The sequence below is a fragment of the Pseudoclavibacter sp. RFBI5 genome (assembly GCF_002931395.1).
Taxonomy (GTDB): Bacteria; Actinomycetota; Actinomycetes; order Actinomycetales; family Microbacteriaceae; genus Pseudoclavibacter.
In genome coordinates, this window is the sequence record NZ_PSYA01000003.1 from 159,245 (window position 1) to 175,995 (window position 16,751).

12 protein-coding genes are annotated in these 16,751 nt (G+C 67.6%); 8 read left to right on the forward strand and 4 right to left on the reverse strand.

Annotated elements, in window-relative coordinates; all coding sequences use genetic code 11:
- Positions 1 to 49: 49 nt before the first annotated feature.
- The 4 genes from C5E06_RS02645 to C5E06_RS02660 all read left to right on the forward strand — a co-directional run bounded on the left by C5E06_RS02645 (position 50) and on the right by C5E06_RS02660 (position 7,764).
- A complete protein-coding gene (locus tag C5E06_RS02645; protein WP_146081188.1) occupies positions 50 to 1,279 on the forward strand; it encodes a hypothetical protein in 1,230 nt (409 codons plus the stop codon).
- A gap of 242 nt (positions 1,280 to 1,521) precedes the next feature.
- Entirely contained in the window at positions 1,522 to 4,062 is a 2,541-nt protein-coding gene (locus C5E06_RS02650) for a LuxR C-terminal-related transcriptional regulator (RefSeq protein ID WP_104305903.1), read from the forward strand.
- A 255-nt stretch (positions 4,063 to 4,317) separates the two neighbouring features.
- Positions 4,318 to 5,034: a hypothetical protein gene (locus tag C5E06_RS02655; protein ID WP_146081187.1), complete on the forward strand. Its 717-nt coding sequence runs from the start codon at positions 4,318 to 4,320 to the stop codon at positions 5,032 to 5,034.
- A 198-nt stretch (positions 5,035 to 5,232) separates the two neighbouring features.
- Positions 5,233 to 7,764, forward strand: a complete 2,532-nt coding sequence (locus tag C5E06_RS02660) for an ATP-dependent Clp protease ATP-binding subunit (protein WP_104305904.1) — start codon at positions 5,233 to 5,235, stop codon at positions 7,762 to 7,764.
- Between the two features lie 75 nt (positions 7,765 to 7,839).
- On the opposite strand, the gene C5E06_RS02665 is transcribed toward C5E06_RS02660, so the two are convergent.
- Both C5E06_RS02665 and C5E06_RS02670 read right to left on the reverse strand, forming a co-directional pair.
- Positions 7,840 to 8,790: a permease prefix domain 1-containing protein gene (locus tag C5E06_RS02665; protein WP_104305905.1), complete on the reverse strand. Its 951-nt coding sequence runs from the start codon at positions 8,788 to 8,790 to the stop codon at positions 7,840 to 7,842.
- A gap of 1 nt (position 8,791) precedes the next feature.
- On the reverse strand, positions 8,792 to 9,127 hold the full coding sequence (locus tag C5E06_RS02670) for a PadR family transcriptional regulator (RefSeq protein ID WP_104305906.1): 336 nt from the start codon (positions 9,125 to 9,127) through the stop codon (positions 8,792 to 8,794).
- A gap of 130 nt (positions 9,128 to 9,257) precedes the next feature.
- On the opposite strand from C5E06_RS02670, the gene C5E06_RS02675 reads away from it, so the two are divergent.
- Positions 9,258 to 10,547, forward strand: a complete 1,290-nt coding sequence (locus C5E06_RS02675) for an MFS transporter (protein ID WP_104305907.1) — start codon at positions 9,258 to 9,260, stop codon at positions 10,545 to 10,547.
- Between the two features lie 10 nt (positions 10,548 to 10,557).
- On the opposite strand, the gene C5E06_RS02680 is transcribed toward C5E06_RS02675, so the two are convergent.
- Entirely contained in the window at positions 10,558 to 11,487 is a 930-nt protein-coding gene (locus C5E06_RS02680; protein WP_104242939.1) for a Ppx/GppA phosphatase family protein, read from the reverse strand.
- Positions 11,488 to 11,554: 67 nt separating this feature from the next.
- Here C5E06_RS02680 and C5E06_RS02685 point away from each other — a divergent pair, with 67 nt between their 5' ends.
- The 3 genes from C5E06_RS02685 (at position 11,555) to C5E06_RS02695 (ending at position 15,237) form a co-directional block, all read left to right on the forward strand.
- Positions 11,555 to 12,058: an amino-acid N-acetyltransferase gene (locus C5E06_RS02685; RefSeq protein WP_104242911.1), complete on the forward strand. Its 504-nt coding sequence runs from the start codon at positions 11,555 to 11,557 to the stop codon at positions 12,056 to 12,058.
- Between the two features lie 100 nt (positions 12,059 to 12,158).
- On the forward strand, positions 12,159 to 12,806 hold the full coding sequence (locus C5E06_RS02690) for a hypothetical protein (RefSeq protein WP_104305908.1): 648 nt from the start codon (positions 12,159 to 12,161) through the stop codon (positions 12,804 to 12,806).
- Positions 12,807 to 12,930: 124 nt separating this feature from the next.
- The gene (locus tag C5E06_RS02695) at positions 12,931 to 15,237 is read left to right on the forward strand and encodes a 5'-nucleotidase C-terminal domain-containing protein (protein WP_104305909.1); all 2,307 of its coding nucleotides are present in this window, start codon (positions 12,931 to 12,933) and stop codon (positions 15,235 to 15,237) included.
- Positions 15,238 to 15,367: 130 nt separating this feature from the next.
- Here C5E06_RS02695 and radA read toward each other — a convergent pair whose 3' ends face one another.
- Entirely contained in the window at positions 15,368 to 16,696 is a 1,329-nt protein-coding gene (gene radA / locus C5E06_RS02700; RefSeq protein ID WP_104305910.1) for a DNA repair protein RadA, read from the reverse strand.
- Between the last annotated feature and the right edge of the window lie 55 nt (positions 16,697 to 16,751).

Genomic DNA, 16,751 nt, shown 5'->3' on the forward strand with positions numbered 1-16,751 from the left:
ACCTGATCGTCGTCGTGCTGGATCGAGGACGCGGAGGAGGGTGCTGACGATGCCGCGTTCTGCCCTGCCCGTCTTCATTGCGGCCGTCATGATGACGATGCTCGCCGGATGCGCTTCCGGGCCGTTCCCGTCCGTGCAGACCGCGCTCGAGTCGTTCAATCAGACCCTCCGATCACTTCCCGGCGTCGAGGCGTCGAGCCTCGACCGCCCGCCGGTGGATGGGGCCGTCAAGGTCGACCTCGTCGTCACGCTGGCCGAGGAGGTGACCGAGGAGGAGCTCGCGGACATCGGCGACTACGCCTCCACCTTCCCGACCGTCCAGCTCGACAAGGGCCAGTGGGCCGGGACGGTCGAGCTCAGGCTTGCGGGGTCCGCATACTCGTACTTCGATCTCACGACTCCGGAGTCGCTCCACGCCCAGCTCGGCTACTGGCGAGAGCTGGCGGCAGTGGGGTTCGAATCGATCTCCACACGGACGTACTCGGCGCCGGTGTCGGCTGGCATGTTCGAGGTGACCGATCAGGCATCCGGTGCAGCAGCGGACGGTCTCACCTCGCAGGAGACCGAAGCACAGCCGTCCGAGACGCAGGCTCCCGGCGACCCGGCGCCCGCGACTGTCTCGCCGACGGAGTCCAGCGCACCCTCTTTGTCTGCGGCGGCTCGTGGGCGACTGATTGTGGTCGAGCTCTCGAGCGAGGAGCGCGGCGATAGCGAGCGCACGACGCAGCTCCTCGAGACCGCCCGCGCGATCCACGACCCAGGCGCTGCCACGGGGGAGTGGGACCTCATGGGTCTCGCTCCGTTCACGACCGGCCAGTTCGTGCAGAGCGAGCTCCCCACCGCCGAGCAGGTCGAGTTCGTCCGGGAGACGAGCGCGGTGTTCGACGAGTCGGAGCAGCTCGCGAGCGTCCACGTGCGCGTGGATGATTCGGCCCTCGGCGGGACCCAGGTCAACGTCACCGCCTTCGACGACACAATGCAGGGAATCAAGGCGGGCGAGGCGGCCAAGGCGTTCCGGGAGACCGTGGAGTGGCAGGAGCTGCGTGACCTCGTCCCGGAGCTGCAGCGCACGAATAGGGACTTCAGCGTCAATTTCGTGGGGAACAACCTCACGGGCCTCGGCGTCTTCGAGTTGAAGTTCGGTGTGCGTGACTGTGAATTCTGGTCGGGGTCGCAGTGGCCGGATCTGACGCGCGAGCTCCAGCTCACCTGGGGCTCGAGCCTTGATGGCGCCGGCGCGCTCACCATGGCCGAGCAAGTTTGCGCTGATCAGCGCTAGATTGCAGGTCGATTCTCCCTCGGGAAGAGCATTCGATGAGTGTCGATTCGCCCGTCCCGCGCCCGCCAGAAAGTGGTAAACCTCTGGTGTGGTATGGCATGATCCCCGGTGAATCCCCGGTCACCCGGATCTCGTCAAAGCTGGATCAGCGAGTTAGAGTCATGACCATCCATTTGGTAGGTGAGTATTCATGGACTTGAGCTGGGGTGAATTCAGTGCACGCAACCACGCGAGAACTACTGGTGAGGCAGCGCCTCCTCCGGGCGCTCGACGATGATTCGACGCGCATCACCCTGCTCCACGCGCCGAGCGGATACGGCAAGACGACGCTCCTGCGGATGTGGGCCGAATCCGGTCGCCACACGGGCCGCCTGCTCTGGGTGACCTTCAGCACCGCCACGACCACCCGCAACAGCGTCTGGGAGCAGATCGCGCGCGCGGCCCTCCGCGAGGGCCTCCTCACCAGCCTCGAATACGACGACCTCGTGACGCTCATCAACAGCGATGACTTCGAGAAGCGCGACCTCGTCGTGGCCATGCGCAGTGAGGTTCCCTTCACGATCATCCTCGACGGCTACGAGCGGCTCGGCGACCTCGTGCCGATTGTCGACCAGGACCTCCTCAGAGGCGCCGAGAGCGTCCCGAACATGCGGGTCATCATCGCCGCGAGGGGCCGCACCACGCTCGACCAGTCGAGGCTCCAGCTGCAGGGCCGAGTTCGTGTCGTGACCAACATCGACCTGGAGTTCACGGAGGCCGAGGTCGCGGCCTTCTTCGAGCTCGTCGTGGGGCAGACCCATATCGCGACGCCAGCGGAGGTGTACGAGGCGACCGGTGGCTACGCCATCGCCGTCCGCGCGGCCATCCTCGAGCTCTCCCGGTCAGGTCCGCGCGCATTCCACTGGCGCGAGAATGCGCTCAACTCGACGAACCTCTCCGGTCAGCTGCCCAACGCCGAGCTCGCCAGGTTCGCGAGGATCACCAGCGTCGTGCCGTACTTCGACGCCTCGCTCGCGCGGATGCTCGTGCCCGACCTGGATCCGGACGCGGCGATCGAGATGCTCGAAGCGGACGGCTTCGGCAGGCACATCTCGTTCACCCGCAGCAGTAAGGCCTTCCAATACGTCACGGCGCTCCGCGAGGCGCTGCACGAGGAGCTGCGGGCCGATTCCCCGGCCGAGTATCGACGCGCAGCCTCTCTCGCCGCGGCGTGGTTGAGCGCAAACGGCGACCCGGAAGGGGCTCTCGAGCTGGCGCTCGAGGTCGACGACTTCGACCTCGCGTCACGCATCTGCGCACGCCTGCTGCTCACGGTCGTCGAGGCCTACACGACGGATCGCTATGTATCGCGGCTGCAGCACCTCCCGCAGGACGTGCTCGTCGCGTACCCCGTGCTCGCGTTCGTGCTCGGCCTCGCCCGTCTCGCCAATCCAGTGCTGCGCAGCGGTGCGAAGCCGCTCCTGCAGATCGCGGCCGGGATGCGCATCCCGAGCGACCTCTCGGTCGCACGTCGCTGCGAGTACCTCTGCTTCAAGGTCTTCGCGCTGCGCACCCTCGGGAGGTACCTCGAGTCGGCTGAGCTCGCGCGGGAAGCGCTCGGTCTCGCCGCTGCCCAGTCCCGGGTGGGGGCGTCGCCTACGCTGTCTCCGGTCTTCACTCGCGGGGCGGCGCTCTCGCTGTTCCTCGTCGGCGACATGACGGGGGCGCACGCCGCACTCGAGGAGACCTTCGTGGTGCCGCAGTCGAACAGCTCCCGCAACCTGTCGTTCTGGGACGCGGCGGGCTACAAGGCCATCGATGGTGACATGCCCGCCTCGGAGGCGATGCTCGCGCAGGTCGAAGATGGTGCGTGGATGACGACAAGCTCGCGCGGACACCTCGGCACCTTCGGGCATATCGCGAAGTCCTACGGGTATCTCGAGCGCGGTGAGTGGATGCAGGCGCAGGCGGCTCTCGAGGATATCGAGCGCTTCACCGTCACGTCCGACCTCTGGCCCTACCTGCAGGAGCCCGTCATGCTTGCTCGGCTGGCGCAGGGCGAGGCGCTCGCGGAGGCCAGGCGGGTCGAGGAGATGCTCGAGGGCCCGCTTGCCGCCTCTGGGGTCGGCGAGAGTCTCGGCCTGTTCCGCGTGAAGTCCCTTCTCGTCGTCCTCTGGCTCGCCGCCGGTCGCCCGGCACGCGCACGCAAGCTGCTGGAGGGGTACGCCGTCGACGACTTCCGGACGCTGCCGGCAAGGTCGCTGCTCGCTCTTGTCGACGGCGACACGGATCAGTCGATGCAGTGGGTCTCGCGGTCGCTGGACTTCGTGACGACGCCGAGGATGCGCATGGCGATGCACCTCATCGGCGCGGCCGGTGCGCTGCGCGATGGCGACCGCGACGTCGCCCGGAGCATGGTCGGCCTCGCTGCCGGGCTCTCGCTCCAATATGGGCTCGTCTCGCCCCTGCTCATGCTGCCCGATCGCGACCGCAACGCGCTGGCTGAGCTCAGCCGAGAATCCGGCGGCGCGGATGACATCGCGATGTTCGACTCGCTCGACGTGGTGACGAACTTCCAGGAAGTGAGCGCCATGCCGCAGTTCACGGAGCGCGAACGAGTCGTGGTTCACGCGCTCGCAAGGCACACCTCGCCGACGCGGATCGCCGAGGAGCTGTTCGTCTCGCCAAACACCGTGAAGACCCAGTTGCGCTCTGCCTACAAGAAGCTCGGTGTCCACACGCGGCCAGAGGCCCTGCGTCGCGCCGAATCTCTGGGCCTGCTCCGGGATCGCAACGGCGAGTAGTTCGTCGCTCTTCTGTTCCGCAAGCCACTCCGGGGTGAAGCCCGGGGTGGTTTCGTCGTTGGTGCCCGGGGAAATTGGTGGGCCGTTTAATTGTAGATACAACTTAGGGTGAAGTCTGGGGTGACTTCACGAGAACGGATTCGAAACCGGGGTGCTATTGAGCCGCTCGGTACCTCCGAACTGGATGCACCGGCGAACCACGCGCCCACCGGCGCGGAAGCAACTTCCCCCGATCTGCTCCGAAGAGGTTCCCCCTTGTCAGAAACCCCCAGCTCCTCATCCGCCCCAGTCACCACCGACGAGAAGGGCGGCACCACTCGCCGCTCCGTGCTGCGCGCCGCCGCGTGGACAACCCCCGTCATCGCCCTCGCAACCGCCGCGCCAGCGCAGGCGGCCTCCCGATGCGTCATCAAGACCAACTACAACGCGCTCAAGACGGGCACCAAGCCCACGAGCATCCCCTTCCCCGGCACCGGCGTCACCGCGACCCTGAGCTACCTCGGCTACGGAGGCTTCACGGGCTCGTCGACCAACGGGACCGTCCAGGACGGACCACAGGGTGGCAACCCGCAGTCGCTCAAGTGGATCAAGATCGAGAACGGGACCGCCCGCTCCGGCAGCGGCGTCGACGTCAAGATCGTCTTCAGCGAACCGGTCACGAAGCTCTCGTTCACGATCTTCGACCTCGACTGGGCGCCGGGCAACCACCGCGACGCCGTCATCGCCACGACCACGCCGACCTCGTCCACGCGAGCATCCGCGCTCGAAGGCAGCGGCACGCTCGCAAGCCCGTGGCGCAAGGCCACCGAAGGCGAGATCCCCAGCACGTCCCTCAACGGCAACGTGCAGCTCTTCTACACGGGTCCCATCAGCGAGGTCACCTTCCGCTACTACCAGGACCTCAAGAAGCTGGACGCCAACCACAACCAGCTCATCGGGCTGAGCGACCTCGCCTTCGAGAAGTGCCTCTAGCGCTCGGAAGCTGAACAAGGGATGCGCCGTCGCGCGGTCGAAGAGACCAGCGGCGGCGCATTCGCGTACCTGGGCGACGCATCCGCACGCCCAGGGCGAACAGGGGAGGGAAACGGAGGTTGACGCCGTTACTCTCTCTGTACACGGCCCCCGACCCTGTAGCCAGGTGTCGAGGTCAGGGAGTCGAAGGAGAAACGGATGTTCGAGAGATTTACCGACCGCGCCCGTCGCGTGATCGTCCTCGCCCAAGAAGAGGCGAAGATGCTCAACCACAACTACATCGGGACCGAGCACATCCTCCTCGGCCTCATCCACGAGGGTGAAGGGGTCGCCGCCAAGGCGCTCGAATCCCTCGACATCTCGCTGCCTGCCGTACGTGAGCAGGTCCAGGAGATCATCGGCCAGGGCCAGCAGCGTCCGACGGGGCACATCCCGTTCACGCCGCGAGCCAAGAAGGTGCTTGAGCTGTCGCTCCGCGAAGCGCTGCAGCTCGGCCACAACTACATCGGCACGGAGCACATCCTCCTCGGCCTCATCCGCGAGGGCGAGGGGGTCGCAGCTCAGGTGCTCGTGAAGCTCGGCGCCGACCTCAACCGGGTGCGCCAGCAGGTCATCCAGCTGCTGAGCGGATTCCAGGGCAAGGAGCAGGTCGTCGCGGGAGCGGACCAGCCGCAGCAGGCAGCCCAGGGCTCCGCCGTGCTCGACCAGTTCGGCCGCAACCTCACGCAGGCCGCTCGCGAAGGCAAGCTCGACCCCGTTATCGGGCGCGAGAAGCAGATCGAGCGCGTCATGCAGATCCTGTCGCGCCGCTCGAAGAACAACCCCGTCCTCATCGGCGAGCCGGGCGTCGGCAAGACCGCCGTCGTCGAGGGCCTCGCCCAGGCGATCGTCACGGGGCAGGTTCCCGAGACGCTCAAGGACAAGCAGCTCTACTCACTCGACCTCGGCTCGCTCATCGCCGGGTCCCGCTACCGCGGTGACTTCGAAGAGCGCCTCAAGAAGGTCACCAAGGAGATCCGCACACGCGGCGACATCATCGTCTTCATCGACGAGATCCACACCCTCGTTGGTGCGGGTGCCGCCGAGGGCGCGATCGACGCCGCGAGCATCCTGAAGCCGCTCCTCGCGCGAGGTGAGCTGCAGACGATCGGCGCCACCACGATCGACGAGTACAAGAAGCACTTCGAGAAGGATGCGGCGCTCGAGCGACGCTTCCAGCCCATCCAGGTCGAGGAGCCGTCGATCGCGCACACGATCAACATCCTCAAGGGGCTCCGCGACAAGTACGAGGCGTTCCACAAGGTGTCCATCACCGACGACGCCATCGTCGCCGCGGCAACCCTCGCCGACCGCTACGTCTCCGACCGGTTCCTGCCGGACAAGGCGATCGACCTCCTCGACGAGGCAGGCGCCCGCCTCCGCCTCTCGGTGCTGTCCTCGCCCCCCGAGCTGCGCGAACTCGACGAGAAGATCGCGATCGTCCGCGCCGACAAGGAGCAGGCCATCGAGCTGCAGGACTTCGAAGGCGCCGCGTCACTGCGCGACGACGAGAAGAACCTCCTCGGCGAGCGCCTCCGCCTCGAGAAGCAGTGGAAGTCGGGCGACGTCAAGTCCACCGGCACCGTCGACGAGGGCCTGATCGCCGAGGTCCTCTCGCAGGCCACCGGCATCCCCGTCTTCAAGCTCACCGAGGAAGAGACCGCGCGTCTCGTGTTCATGGAGGATGCCCTGCACCAGCGGGTCATCGGCCAGAACGAGGCCATCGCAGCCCTGTCCAAGACCATCCGCCGCACCCGCGCCGGACTCAAGGACCCGAACCGTCCGTCCGGTTCGTTCATCTTCGCCGGCCCGACGGGCGTCGGAAAGACGGAGCTCGCCAAGGCGCTTGCGGAGTTCCTCTTCGACGACGAGTCGGCGCTCATCTCGCTCGACATGTCCGAGTTCGGCGAGAAGCACACGGTCTCGCGGCTCTTCGGTGCCCCTCCAGGGTTCGTCGGCTTCGAAGAGGGCGGCCAGCTCACCGAGAAGGTGCGCCGCAAGCCGTTCTCCGTCGTCCTGTTCGACGAGATCGAGAAGGCTCACCCCGACATCTTCAACTCGCTCCTCCAGGTGCTTGAAGAAGGTCGTCTCACCGACGGCCAGGGTCGCGTCGTGGACTTCAAGAACACGGTCATCATCATGACGACCAACCTCGGCACGAAGGGCATCTCCGGCGGCCCCGTCGGCTTCCAGCTCGAAGGCGACGCCTCGGTGTCGTACGACAACATGAAGTCGAAGGTCAACGAAGAGCTCAAGAAGCACTTCAAGCCCGAGTTCCTGAACCGCGTCGACGACACGATCGTGTTCCCGCAGCTCTCCACCAACGAGCTGCTGCAGATCGTGGACCTCTTCATCGGTCGCCTCAGTGAGCGCATGCTCGACCGCGACATGACCGTCGAGATCACCGAGCTCGCGAAGCGCAAGCTCATCAAGGTCGGCTTCGACCCGACACTCGGTGCTCGCCCGCTGCGCCGAGCCGTGCAGCACGAGGTGGAAGACCTTCTCTCCGAGAAGATCCTCCGCGGCGAGCTCAAGGCCGGCGACCACGTCGAGGTCGACTACCCGGTAGACGAGTTCGTGTTCAACGTCTCCAAGCGCCTCGTCCCCGAGACGGTCGCGGCAGGTGGAGTCACCTCGCAGGCTGAGGGCATCATCGCCGACGCCGGTGAGGGTGACGCGCCGACCGCGTAACCTCCGCACGCGCATACGACGAAGCCCCCGCATCTACGTGATGCGGGGGCTTCGTCGTGCGCGCCCCGTCGCCCGCTAGCGGGTTGCCTTGCGGAAACCGTCCCAGATGTCCCAGACGCTGGTGGCGAGGACTCCGAAGGCGATCATCACGGTCACGATGGTGGTCACCGTCGCCGCGCTGTCCGCGCTTGGGATGACCGTGGCGAAGAAGTCCGGATTCAGCAGCAGGCCGCGACCCAGGGTGGTCAGGATCAGCGACATGAACAGGACCGCGAGGACCGCGTTGGCCCAGGCGAGGGGCAGCGTGACGCGACCCGTCCGGTAGAGCGCCACGCTGTAGGCCGCTTCGAGTACGAAGAGGACCAGAAGCGCGAGGGCCCACCACGGCCAGAGGTCGTGGCCGAAGAACGACAGTCCCGGCTGCGTCGGCACGAAGCCGATGAAGCGGTCCCAGACGACGGCGCCGGTCCCGAGTGCGAGGAACACGAGCGAGGCGATGAGCTCGGATCTGCCGGCCCCGGTCTGGCGGATCTCCGGCAGGTCGGCGACGCTCCACTGCTCCGGCTTGGACTGGCCGCCGGAGCGCTCGAGCACCACGAACACCAGGGTCGTCCAGAACGTGACGTGGATGATGACGCTGAAGGTGACTGCCGCGACCTCGCCGATGATCTCGCCGATGGTGCTGCCGATGAGCGTCTGCGCGATCGCGACACCGAAGGCCGCACACACCGGCACGATCCACAGCAGGGTCTTCAGGAGCCGCCACCACATGAGGTAGTAGCGGGGCCCCACGAGGAACAGTCGGCGGTCGGTGTAGCTGGCGGCGAGCAGCTCAGGGTCGCCGAGCTCGGTGAGCACGGCCACCTCGGCGGCATCGCCCGCCTCGCCGGATTCGACTCGCGCATCGACGAGGTCGCGGATGGAGGCGCGCAGCTCTGCTTCGAGGTCGGCGCGCTGGTCGTCTGGCACCGTGCGCATGGCGGCGCTCACGTAGCGCTCGGTCAGGGTGTCGGTGATGGTCGTCATGTCAGGCCCCTTCTGGGAGGTGCTCGATCGCCTGGGCGAGGGAGCGGAAGTCGGTGGTCATCGCGGCGGCGAGTGCGGCACCGGATGGGCTGGCGCGGTAGAACTTGCGAGGTCGCGCCTCGTCGGTGTTCCACTCGCTCGTGAGGTGACCCTGCTTCTCCAGGCGGCGAAGGAGCGGGTAGAGGGTGTTGGCGTCGGTGTCGAAGCCTCGGGATTGCAGTGCCTCGAGGAGTCCGTAGCCGTAGCCCGGCTCGGCGAGGAGGCGAAGGCATGCGAGCACGACGGTGCCCCTGCGGAGCTCCTGCAGGTGGATGTCGTACGTCTCTTCTGGGCCCATGACTCACACCATAGTGTGCGTCACACAGTGTCGTCAATGACACTGCAAGAGCGCGCAGCGAGCGCGCAGCGAGCGTGCAGTGCCGGCGGCCCTGTCCGGCGCGCGACCGGACGGGCTTACGCTGGAACGCGTGCCTGCATCCCCGTCACCCTCGTCACACGGCAAGCCGAAGAAGGAAGCCACGCTCGCGCAGGTGACTCTGCTGGCGCTCCTGCCGTCGTTCGTGTTCGCGATCGGCGAGGGAGCGATCATCCCGATCATCCCGACCGTGGCGGTCTCGCTGGGAGCCGGCATCGAGCTGGCCGGGTTCATCGCCGGGTCGCTCATGATCGGCCAGATGATCGGCGATCTTCCCGCCGGTGCCGTCGTGCAGCGCCTGGGGGAGAAGCGGGCCATGCTCGCGGCCCTCGGGGTGAGCCTCGTCGGCATCCTGCTCTGCGCGTCCGCAGTCGCGCCGTGGATGCTGCTCGTCGGGGTCGTCATCATCGGCATCTCCGCCGCCAACTTCAACCTCGCGAGGCACGCGTTCCTCACGACCTACGTGCCGCTGCGCTACCGGGCGCGAGTGCTCTCGACGCTCGGCGGGGTGTTCCGCGCCGGCTTCTTCGTCGGGCCGTTCATCATCGCGGGAATCCTCGTTCTGTTCGATGCTCCCCAGTACGGGTTCTGGGTCTTCGTCGTGTGCGGCGCGGTGGCCGCGCTCATCCTGCTGTTCGCGCCGGACCCCGAGACGGTCGCACGCCCGTCGCATTCCGCGAAGGTGCCGGTCTCAGCGGGGGATGGGGGTGCGGGGGCTGGCGTGCCCGAACGCCTCGGCGTGTTCGCGACGATCCGCGCCAACGCCGGCGTGCTGGTCCGGCTCGGGACCGGTGCGGGCATCATGGCAGCGCTGCGGGCGGCGCGCAACGTGATGCTGCCGCTGTGGGCGCTGTCGATCGGCATGGACACCGCTTCGGCGGTGCTTGTCATCGGTGTGAGCGCCGGCGTCGACTTCGCGCTCTTCTTCGTGTCCGGCTGGGTCATGGACCGCTTCGGTCGAGTGTGGGGCGCCGTGCCGGCGCTGCTCGGCCTCGGCGCGGGCTTCCTGACACTCGCCTTCACCCACGACCTCGTCGGGGACGCCGCTCAGCAGTGGTTCACGGTGCTCGCGATCTGGCTGGGCTTCGCGAACGGCATCGGCTCCGGCATCCTCATGACGCTCGGCGCCGACCTCGCGCCGCGCCAGGATCCGGCCCCGTTCCTCGGGGCCTGGAGGCTCATCACCGACTCGTCGGCAGCATCCGTGCCCGTCATCGTGGCGGTGGCGACGGCGGTCGTGTCGATCTCGTTCACGTCCGGGATGCTCGGGGTGCTTGGGTTCGTGGGGGCGGCCCTCATGGGGTGGCAGATCCCGAAGCACGTCCCGCGACAGCGGCGGTGACGCCGGGCGCTCAGTGCGGGAGGCGGTCCAGGTAGTCGAGGAGGACCCCCTCGCGCATGGCCCACGGGGACACGTCGAGCTGCTTGATGTCGAAGACGTGCATGACCTCGGAGAGGACGACGCCGCCGGCGACGATCTGCAGGGCCCGGTCGGTGGTGATGCCAGGGAGCGCGGGGCGCGCCTCGGAGTGCAGCTTCGCGAGGCGGGGCACCCAGTCGTCGAGCTGCCACTTCTGCAGGGTGGTCCGCTGCCCCGCGCCGATGCCGTCGATGGACGAGCCGGCGAGGCGGGCGAGGGAGCGGATGGTCTTGGACGAGCCCACGAACTGGTCGGGTCGCGCCCCGCCCTCGAAGGTCTCCGCTGCTTCCTTGATGAGCTTTCGTGCGTACTTGCGCAGCTCCTCGACCTGATCGTCGGTCGGCGGGTCGTTGTGCAGGAAGTTGACGGTGCTGCGACCCGCTCCGAGCGGCACCGAGATGGCGTGCTCGGAGAGCTCGTCGTCGCCGACCGCCAGCTCGAGGGAGCCGCCGCCGATGTCGACGAGCATGATGCGTCCGGCGGCCCAGCCGAACCAGCGGCGGACCGCGAGGAACGTCGTGCGCGCCTCCTCTTCGCCGCTCATGACCTGCAGGTCGATGCCGGTCTCGCGGTGGATGCGCTTCAGCAGCTCCGGCCCGTTCTTGGCTTCGCGGATGGCGCTGGTGGCGAGGGGCATGAAGTGGTCGAGCTTGCTCTTCTTCACCGCATCGGCGGCGCGGTGCATGGCTTCCATGATCTTCGCGACGCCTTCGTCGGAGATGGAGCGGTCGGCCTGCAGGTAGCGCATGAGGCGCAGCACGCTCTTCTGGGACGTCTCGGGGACGGGTTTCGCGCCGGGGTGGGCGTCGACCACGATGAGGTGGACGGTGTTGGATCCGACGTCGAGAACTCCAAGGCGCATGACCGTGATGTTACCCGTGCTGTCGTCCTGAGCGTCCTGCTCTCGTGCCCGCGCGTACGCTGGTCGGATGCAGGAGATCACCATCAGACGGGCCACCACGCACGACATCGTGGGCATTAGCGAGCTCATCCAGCCGCTCGTCGACCGAAACGTGCTCCTGCGAAAGGAGCTCGTGACGCTCTACGAGGCGGTGCAGGAGTTCCGGGTGGCGGTCGATGAGCGTGGGCAGCTGGTCGGCTGCGGCGCCTTGCATGTGCTCTGGCGCGACCTCGGCGAGGTGCGCACCATCGCGACGGCGGACTCGGTTCGCGGCACCGGTGTCGGGCACGTGATCCTCGATCGGCTGATGGCGGACGCCCGTCAGCTGGGCCTCGAGCGCCTCTTCTGCCTCACCTTTGAGACGGGGTTCTTCGAGCGGCACGGCTTCGTCTCGGTCGGCGAGCAGATCGTGGATGCGGAGACCTACGAGATGATGCGCCGCTCGCCGGACGAAGGCGTTGCGGAGTTCCTCGACCTCGCCCACGTCAAGCCCAACACGCTTGGCAACACGCGCATGCTGAAGGTGCTCTAAGAGCCAGTCTCCGCCGCCGCGACGGGCTCTTCGGGCGCGTCGCAGTGGTCGCACGGTGCGCCTCACGGGAGTCCCAAGGACGGGTCCGTACCCTTGGCGAGTGAGTTCGACCCGCAGACCAAGCAAGGCCGTCTACCGCCGTCGGCGGCTGGCGCTCCTCCTCGTCTGCGTGCTTGTCATCGGGGCGCTCATCTGGGGAATCGCGAGCCTCTTCGGGGCGGGTTCCGGCGAACCCGGCGAAGCCTCCGCATCCGGTGCGCCGACGGCGTCGTCCGCCGCGACGGCGTCAAGCGACGGTGGTGGGGCGGCCGAGGCGACACCGACGCCCACTCCGACTCCGACGGGGCCCGCCGAGTGCGCAGCCCCTGAGCTTGTCGTCTCGGCGATGCTCGATGCGACGAGCTACGCGCCCGACGCGCAGCCTCAGCTGTCGCTCTCGATCGCCAACACGGGCGGCGAAGCGTGTGTCATGAACGTCGGCACGGCCGTGCAGGTCTACACGATCTCGAGCGGCGCCGACGTGATCTGGGTGTCGTCGCACTGCCAGACCGACCCAGCTGACGAGATCGTCACGATCGGTGCCGGGCAGTCGGTGACAGCCCCTCCCATCACCTGGGTGCGCGAGCGTTCCTCGCTCGACACGTGCGGGACCGACCGGGCGGATGCGGTGGCCGGGGGTGCCTACTACCAGCTCGTCGTGAGCGTCAACGGCATCGCGTCGCAGCCGGCGACGTTCGTTCTCGACTGACTCGCGCGGGGTGCCCGGGGGCTTTCGCGAAAATCTCCTGAACGTTAACCTTGAAGACAGTGTGAGCTGAGAGCATCCTCACGTTCCGCACGATTCCGTCCGTTCGTCGATCGCCAGGAGACTCATGACGACGCCCACTCGCAAGCGCGCCACCGCTGCCGCTGCCGTTCTCGGCACGGCAGCTCTTGTGTCTGCCTTCGCGGCACCAGCTCAAGCAGCCGTCCTCTCGCCGAGCTTCATCACGCCCACCGACGGCGCGAAGCAGATCAACCTCATCGGCTTCAACGACTTCCACGGTCGGATCCTCAACGGCGAGAAGTTCGCCGCCTCCGTCTTCGAGGCGCAGAAGGAGTTCGGCGAGGACAGCAGCCTCGTCATCTCCAACGGCGATGCTGTCGGCGCGAGCCTCTTCGAGTCCTCGATCCAGCAGGACCAGCCGACGATCGACCTGCTCAACGCGATCGGCGTGGACGCGTGGACGCAGGGCAACCACGAGTTCGACAAGGGCATCGACGACGCCACCGGCCGGCTCGCCTCGGCGACCAACGGCCCCGATCTCGCCGCGAACGTCACGCTCGCGGACGGCAGCCACCCCTTCGACACGCACGCCATCTTCGATGTCGGCGGCGTCAGGGTCGCCGTCATCGGGGCCGTGACGGAGGAGACCTCGGCACTCGTCTCGCCCGACGGCATCACGGGCGTCACCTTCGGCGACCCCGTCGAGGCGGTCAACGAGGTGGCTGCCGAGATCACGGCGGCGAAGTCGGCCGACGTCATCATCGCCTCCTACCACGAGGGCGCGCCGAAGTCCGACGCTCCTCTCGATGAGAACCAGGAGAGCAGCACCTTCCGTTCCATCGCCGAGGACACGGCCCCCGAGGTCGACGCGATCTTCAACGCGCACACGCACCAGACCTACGCCTACGACGCCCCGAACGGTGCATCGACCCGTCCCATCGTGCAGGCCGGGCAGTACGCGGAGAACCTCGCGCAGGTCGTGCTCACGGTCGACGCCGCGGGCAACGTGACCGCCTCGGACAGCTCCATCGTGCCCGTCTACGACTCGATTGACCCGGCGACGCTGAAGCCCGACGCTGCCCCGCCGAAGAACCCGGCGCCCATCGAGTACGTCAACGACAAGCGCATCATCGACATCAAGGCGAAGCTCGACGCAGCCATCGCGACGGCCGACGTGCTTGGGGCTGAGGTCATCGGCACCCAGCAGGGTGACATCTCCAGGGCGAAGACGTTCGTCCCCGACTCCATCGAGATGGCCGAGGATGGCTCCACCACCGGTGTGGTCGCCGAGGGCGGACAGGACAACCGTGCGGAGGAGTCGTCGCTGGGTGGCATCGTCGCGCAGTCGATGCTCGAGTCGATCAGTGACACGGGCCGCTTCGACGTCGACGCGGCGATCATCAACCCGGGTGGTCTCCGTGCTGACCTGCTGGACAACGACGGTCAGATCACGTACAAGGAAGCCGCGACGGTCCTTCCCTTCGCGAACAACCTGTCGGTCGTCAGCATCTCCGGCGCGGAGCTGAAGAACGTGCTCGAGGAGCAGTGGCAGCTCACCGCTGGCGGCGAGGTGCCGTCGCGCGACTACCTGCAGCTCGGGCTGAGCGACAACTTCACGTACGCGTTCGACAGCTCGCGGCCTCGCATGGAGCGCATCGTGTCGCTCTCCATCAACGGTGAGCCCGTCTCGAGCGGCCAGGTCTACAACGTGGCGATGCCGACGTTCCTCGCGGCGGGTGGCGACAACTTCCACTCGCTGAACAACGCCGAGAGCGTCAAGGACACGGGCCTCATCGATCTCGACGCGTTCGTCAACTGGGTTCGCGCGAAGACTGCCGCGGGTTCGACTGGTGTCGTCCCGGATGTTCAGCGCAACGGCTTCGAGGTCGTCGGCCTGCCCACGGACAACAAGTTCCAGGCAGGTGAGAGCTACTCGCTGAAGGTCGCGAAGTTCAACCTGCAGTCGGTGGGATTCATCCAGAGCTCTTCGGTCACGGTGTGGCTCGGCGATGAGCAGATCGGCATCGGGTCTGTCGACGTCGCTGCTGACGCGAACCTCGTCGATGTGAGCTTCACCGTTCCCGTCGACTCGACGGTGGGGGATGGCACGCTGACGTTCCTCGCGGACCTGTCTGCGGCATCCGTCGCCGTGCCGGTCTCGGTTCAGGCGGCCGCTGAGACGCCGACCGCGACGCCGGGACCGACGGTCTCCGTCACCCCGACCGCGACCGTCGAGCCGACGGCAAGCGCCACGGCTGCGCCGGTTCCGACGGCGGACGCCGGAGACGGTGCCCTCGCCACGACCGGAGCTGACGAGAACGCCATGTTCGCGGCTATCGCGGGCGCGCTTGCGCTCCTCGTCGCCGGTGGCGCCGCGATCCTGCTCCGCCGACGCGCGGGCAGCGACGCGTAGCACGCGCACGCAGCACTGAGTCGGCCAGCGGTCGATGAGCAGTAGGCCCGGAGCATCGCTCCGGGCCTACTCGCGTTTCTGGACTCCTCGAGCCTTCGGGTGGCTCGCGTTCCGGGTGAGAGGTCTGCGGTCAGTTGCCGAGCGCGGCTGTGAGGGCGCGGTCGATGCTGCCGATGGAGGGGTCGACGACGTGGGCGAGGCCCATGCGCTTTGCCTCGGCCGCGCGGAGGTTGGCGGATGCGACACGGCGGATCTCTCCGGCGAGGCTCACCTCGCCGAAGACGACGGTGCCGTCGCGCACGGGCCGGTTGCGGATGGAGGAGGCGATGGCGATGGCGATGGCGAGGTCGGCCGCGGGTTCTTGCAGCTTGACCCCGCCGACGGTCGACACGTAGACGTCGTACTCGGAGAGCTTGTGCTTGGTGCGTCGTTCGAGCACGGCGAGCAGCATGGCGACACGGCTCGTGTCGACGCCGTTGGTGACGCGGCGCGGGTTCGGGGCGTTGGTCTTCTGCACGAGCGCCTGGATCTCGACGGGGAGGGCGCGTCGCCCCTCGAGCGCGACGGTCACGCACGTGCCGCTGACCGGCTCGGGGCGTTCGCTGAGGAAGAGTCCTGAGGGGTCTGGCACCTCCGTCATTCCCTCGCCGGTCATCTCGAAGCAGCCGACCTCGTCCGTGGGGCCGAAGCGGTTCTTGATGGTGCGCACGAAGCGAAGCGCCGTGTGGCGGTCGCCCTCGATGTGGGCGACGACGTCGACCAGGTGCTCGAGCAGTCGGGGCCCCGCGATCGTGCCGTCTTTCGTGACGTGGCCGACGATGATGACGGGCACGCCCCTGGTCTTCGCGACTCGGATGAGGGCGGATGCGACCTCGCGCACCTGGCTGGGCTGGCCGGCGAGCGAGTCGACGGTATCGCTCGCGACGGTCTGCACGGAGTCGACGATGATGAGGCCCGGGTCGAGGCGCTCGATCTGGCCGAGGACGGTCGAGAGGTCGGTCTCGCTCGCGAGGTACAGGGTGTCGTGGAGCGCGTTGGTGCGCTGGGCGCGCATCCGCACCTGGTTCACGGACTCCTCTGCCGATGCGTACAGCACGGTCGTGCCCTTCGCGGCGACGCGTGACGCGAGCTCGAGGAGGATCGTGGACTTGCCAACGCCGGGCTCGCCGCTCAGCAGGATGGCGGCGCCCGGCACCAGTCCACCGCCGAGCACGCGGTCGAACTCGCCGATGCCCGTCGGGCGGTGGGCGACGTTGTCGATAGGCGCCTCGGTGATCGGACGTGCGGCGCGTGACTCGCTGATCGTGGCCGCCTGGATGCGGCCAGCGGTCTGCGATTCGAAGCGGTCGACGAGGGTGCCCCAGGCCTGGCACTCGGGGCATTGCCCGAACCACTTCAGCGACGATGCGCCGCATTCGGTGCACTTGAACGCTGGTTGCTGCTTGGTCTTGGGAGGCATGTGCCAAGGCTAGGCGGCACCACCGACACTGGCGCGTCAGCGGGCCCGTGGCGGC

Excerpts from the sequence above, each read along its gene's own strand:
- C5E06_RS02660 (WP_104305904.1), top strand. The coding sequence starts at position 5,233 with ATGTTCGAGAGATTTACCGACCGCGCCCGTCGCGTGATCGTCCTCGCC.
- C5E06_RS02685 (WP_104242911.1), top strand. The coding sequence starts at position 11,555 with ATGCAGGAGATCACCATCAGACGGGCCACCACGCACGACATCGTGGGC.
- C5E06_RS02670 (WP_104305906.1), bottom strand. The coding sequence starts at position 9,127 with ATGGGCCCAGAAGAGACGTACGACATCCACCTGCAGGAGCTCCGCAGG.
- C5E06_RS02645 (WP_146081188.1), top strand. The coding sequence starts at position 50 with ATGCCGCGTTCTGCCCTGCCCGTCTTCATTGCGGCCGTCATGATGACG.
- radA (WP_104305910.1), bottom strand. The coding sequence starts at position 16,696 with ATGCCTCCCAAGACCAAGCAGCAACCAGCGTTCAAGTGCACCGAATGC.
- C5E06_RS02680 (WP_104242939.1), bottom strand. The coding sequence starts at position 11,487 with ATGCGCCTTGGAGTTCTCGACGTCGGATCCAACACCGTCCACCTCATC.
- C5E06_RS02665 (WP_104305905.1), bottom strand. The coding sequence starts at position 8,790 with ATGACGACCATCACCGACACCCTGACCGAGCGCTACGTGAGCGCCGCC.
- C5E06_RS02695 (WP_104305909.1), top strand. The coding sequence starts at position 12,931 with ATGACGACGCCCACTCGCAAGCGCGCCACCGCTGCCGCTGCCGTTCTC.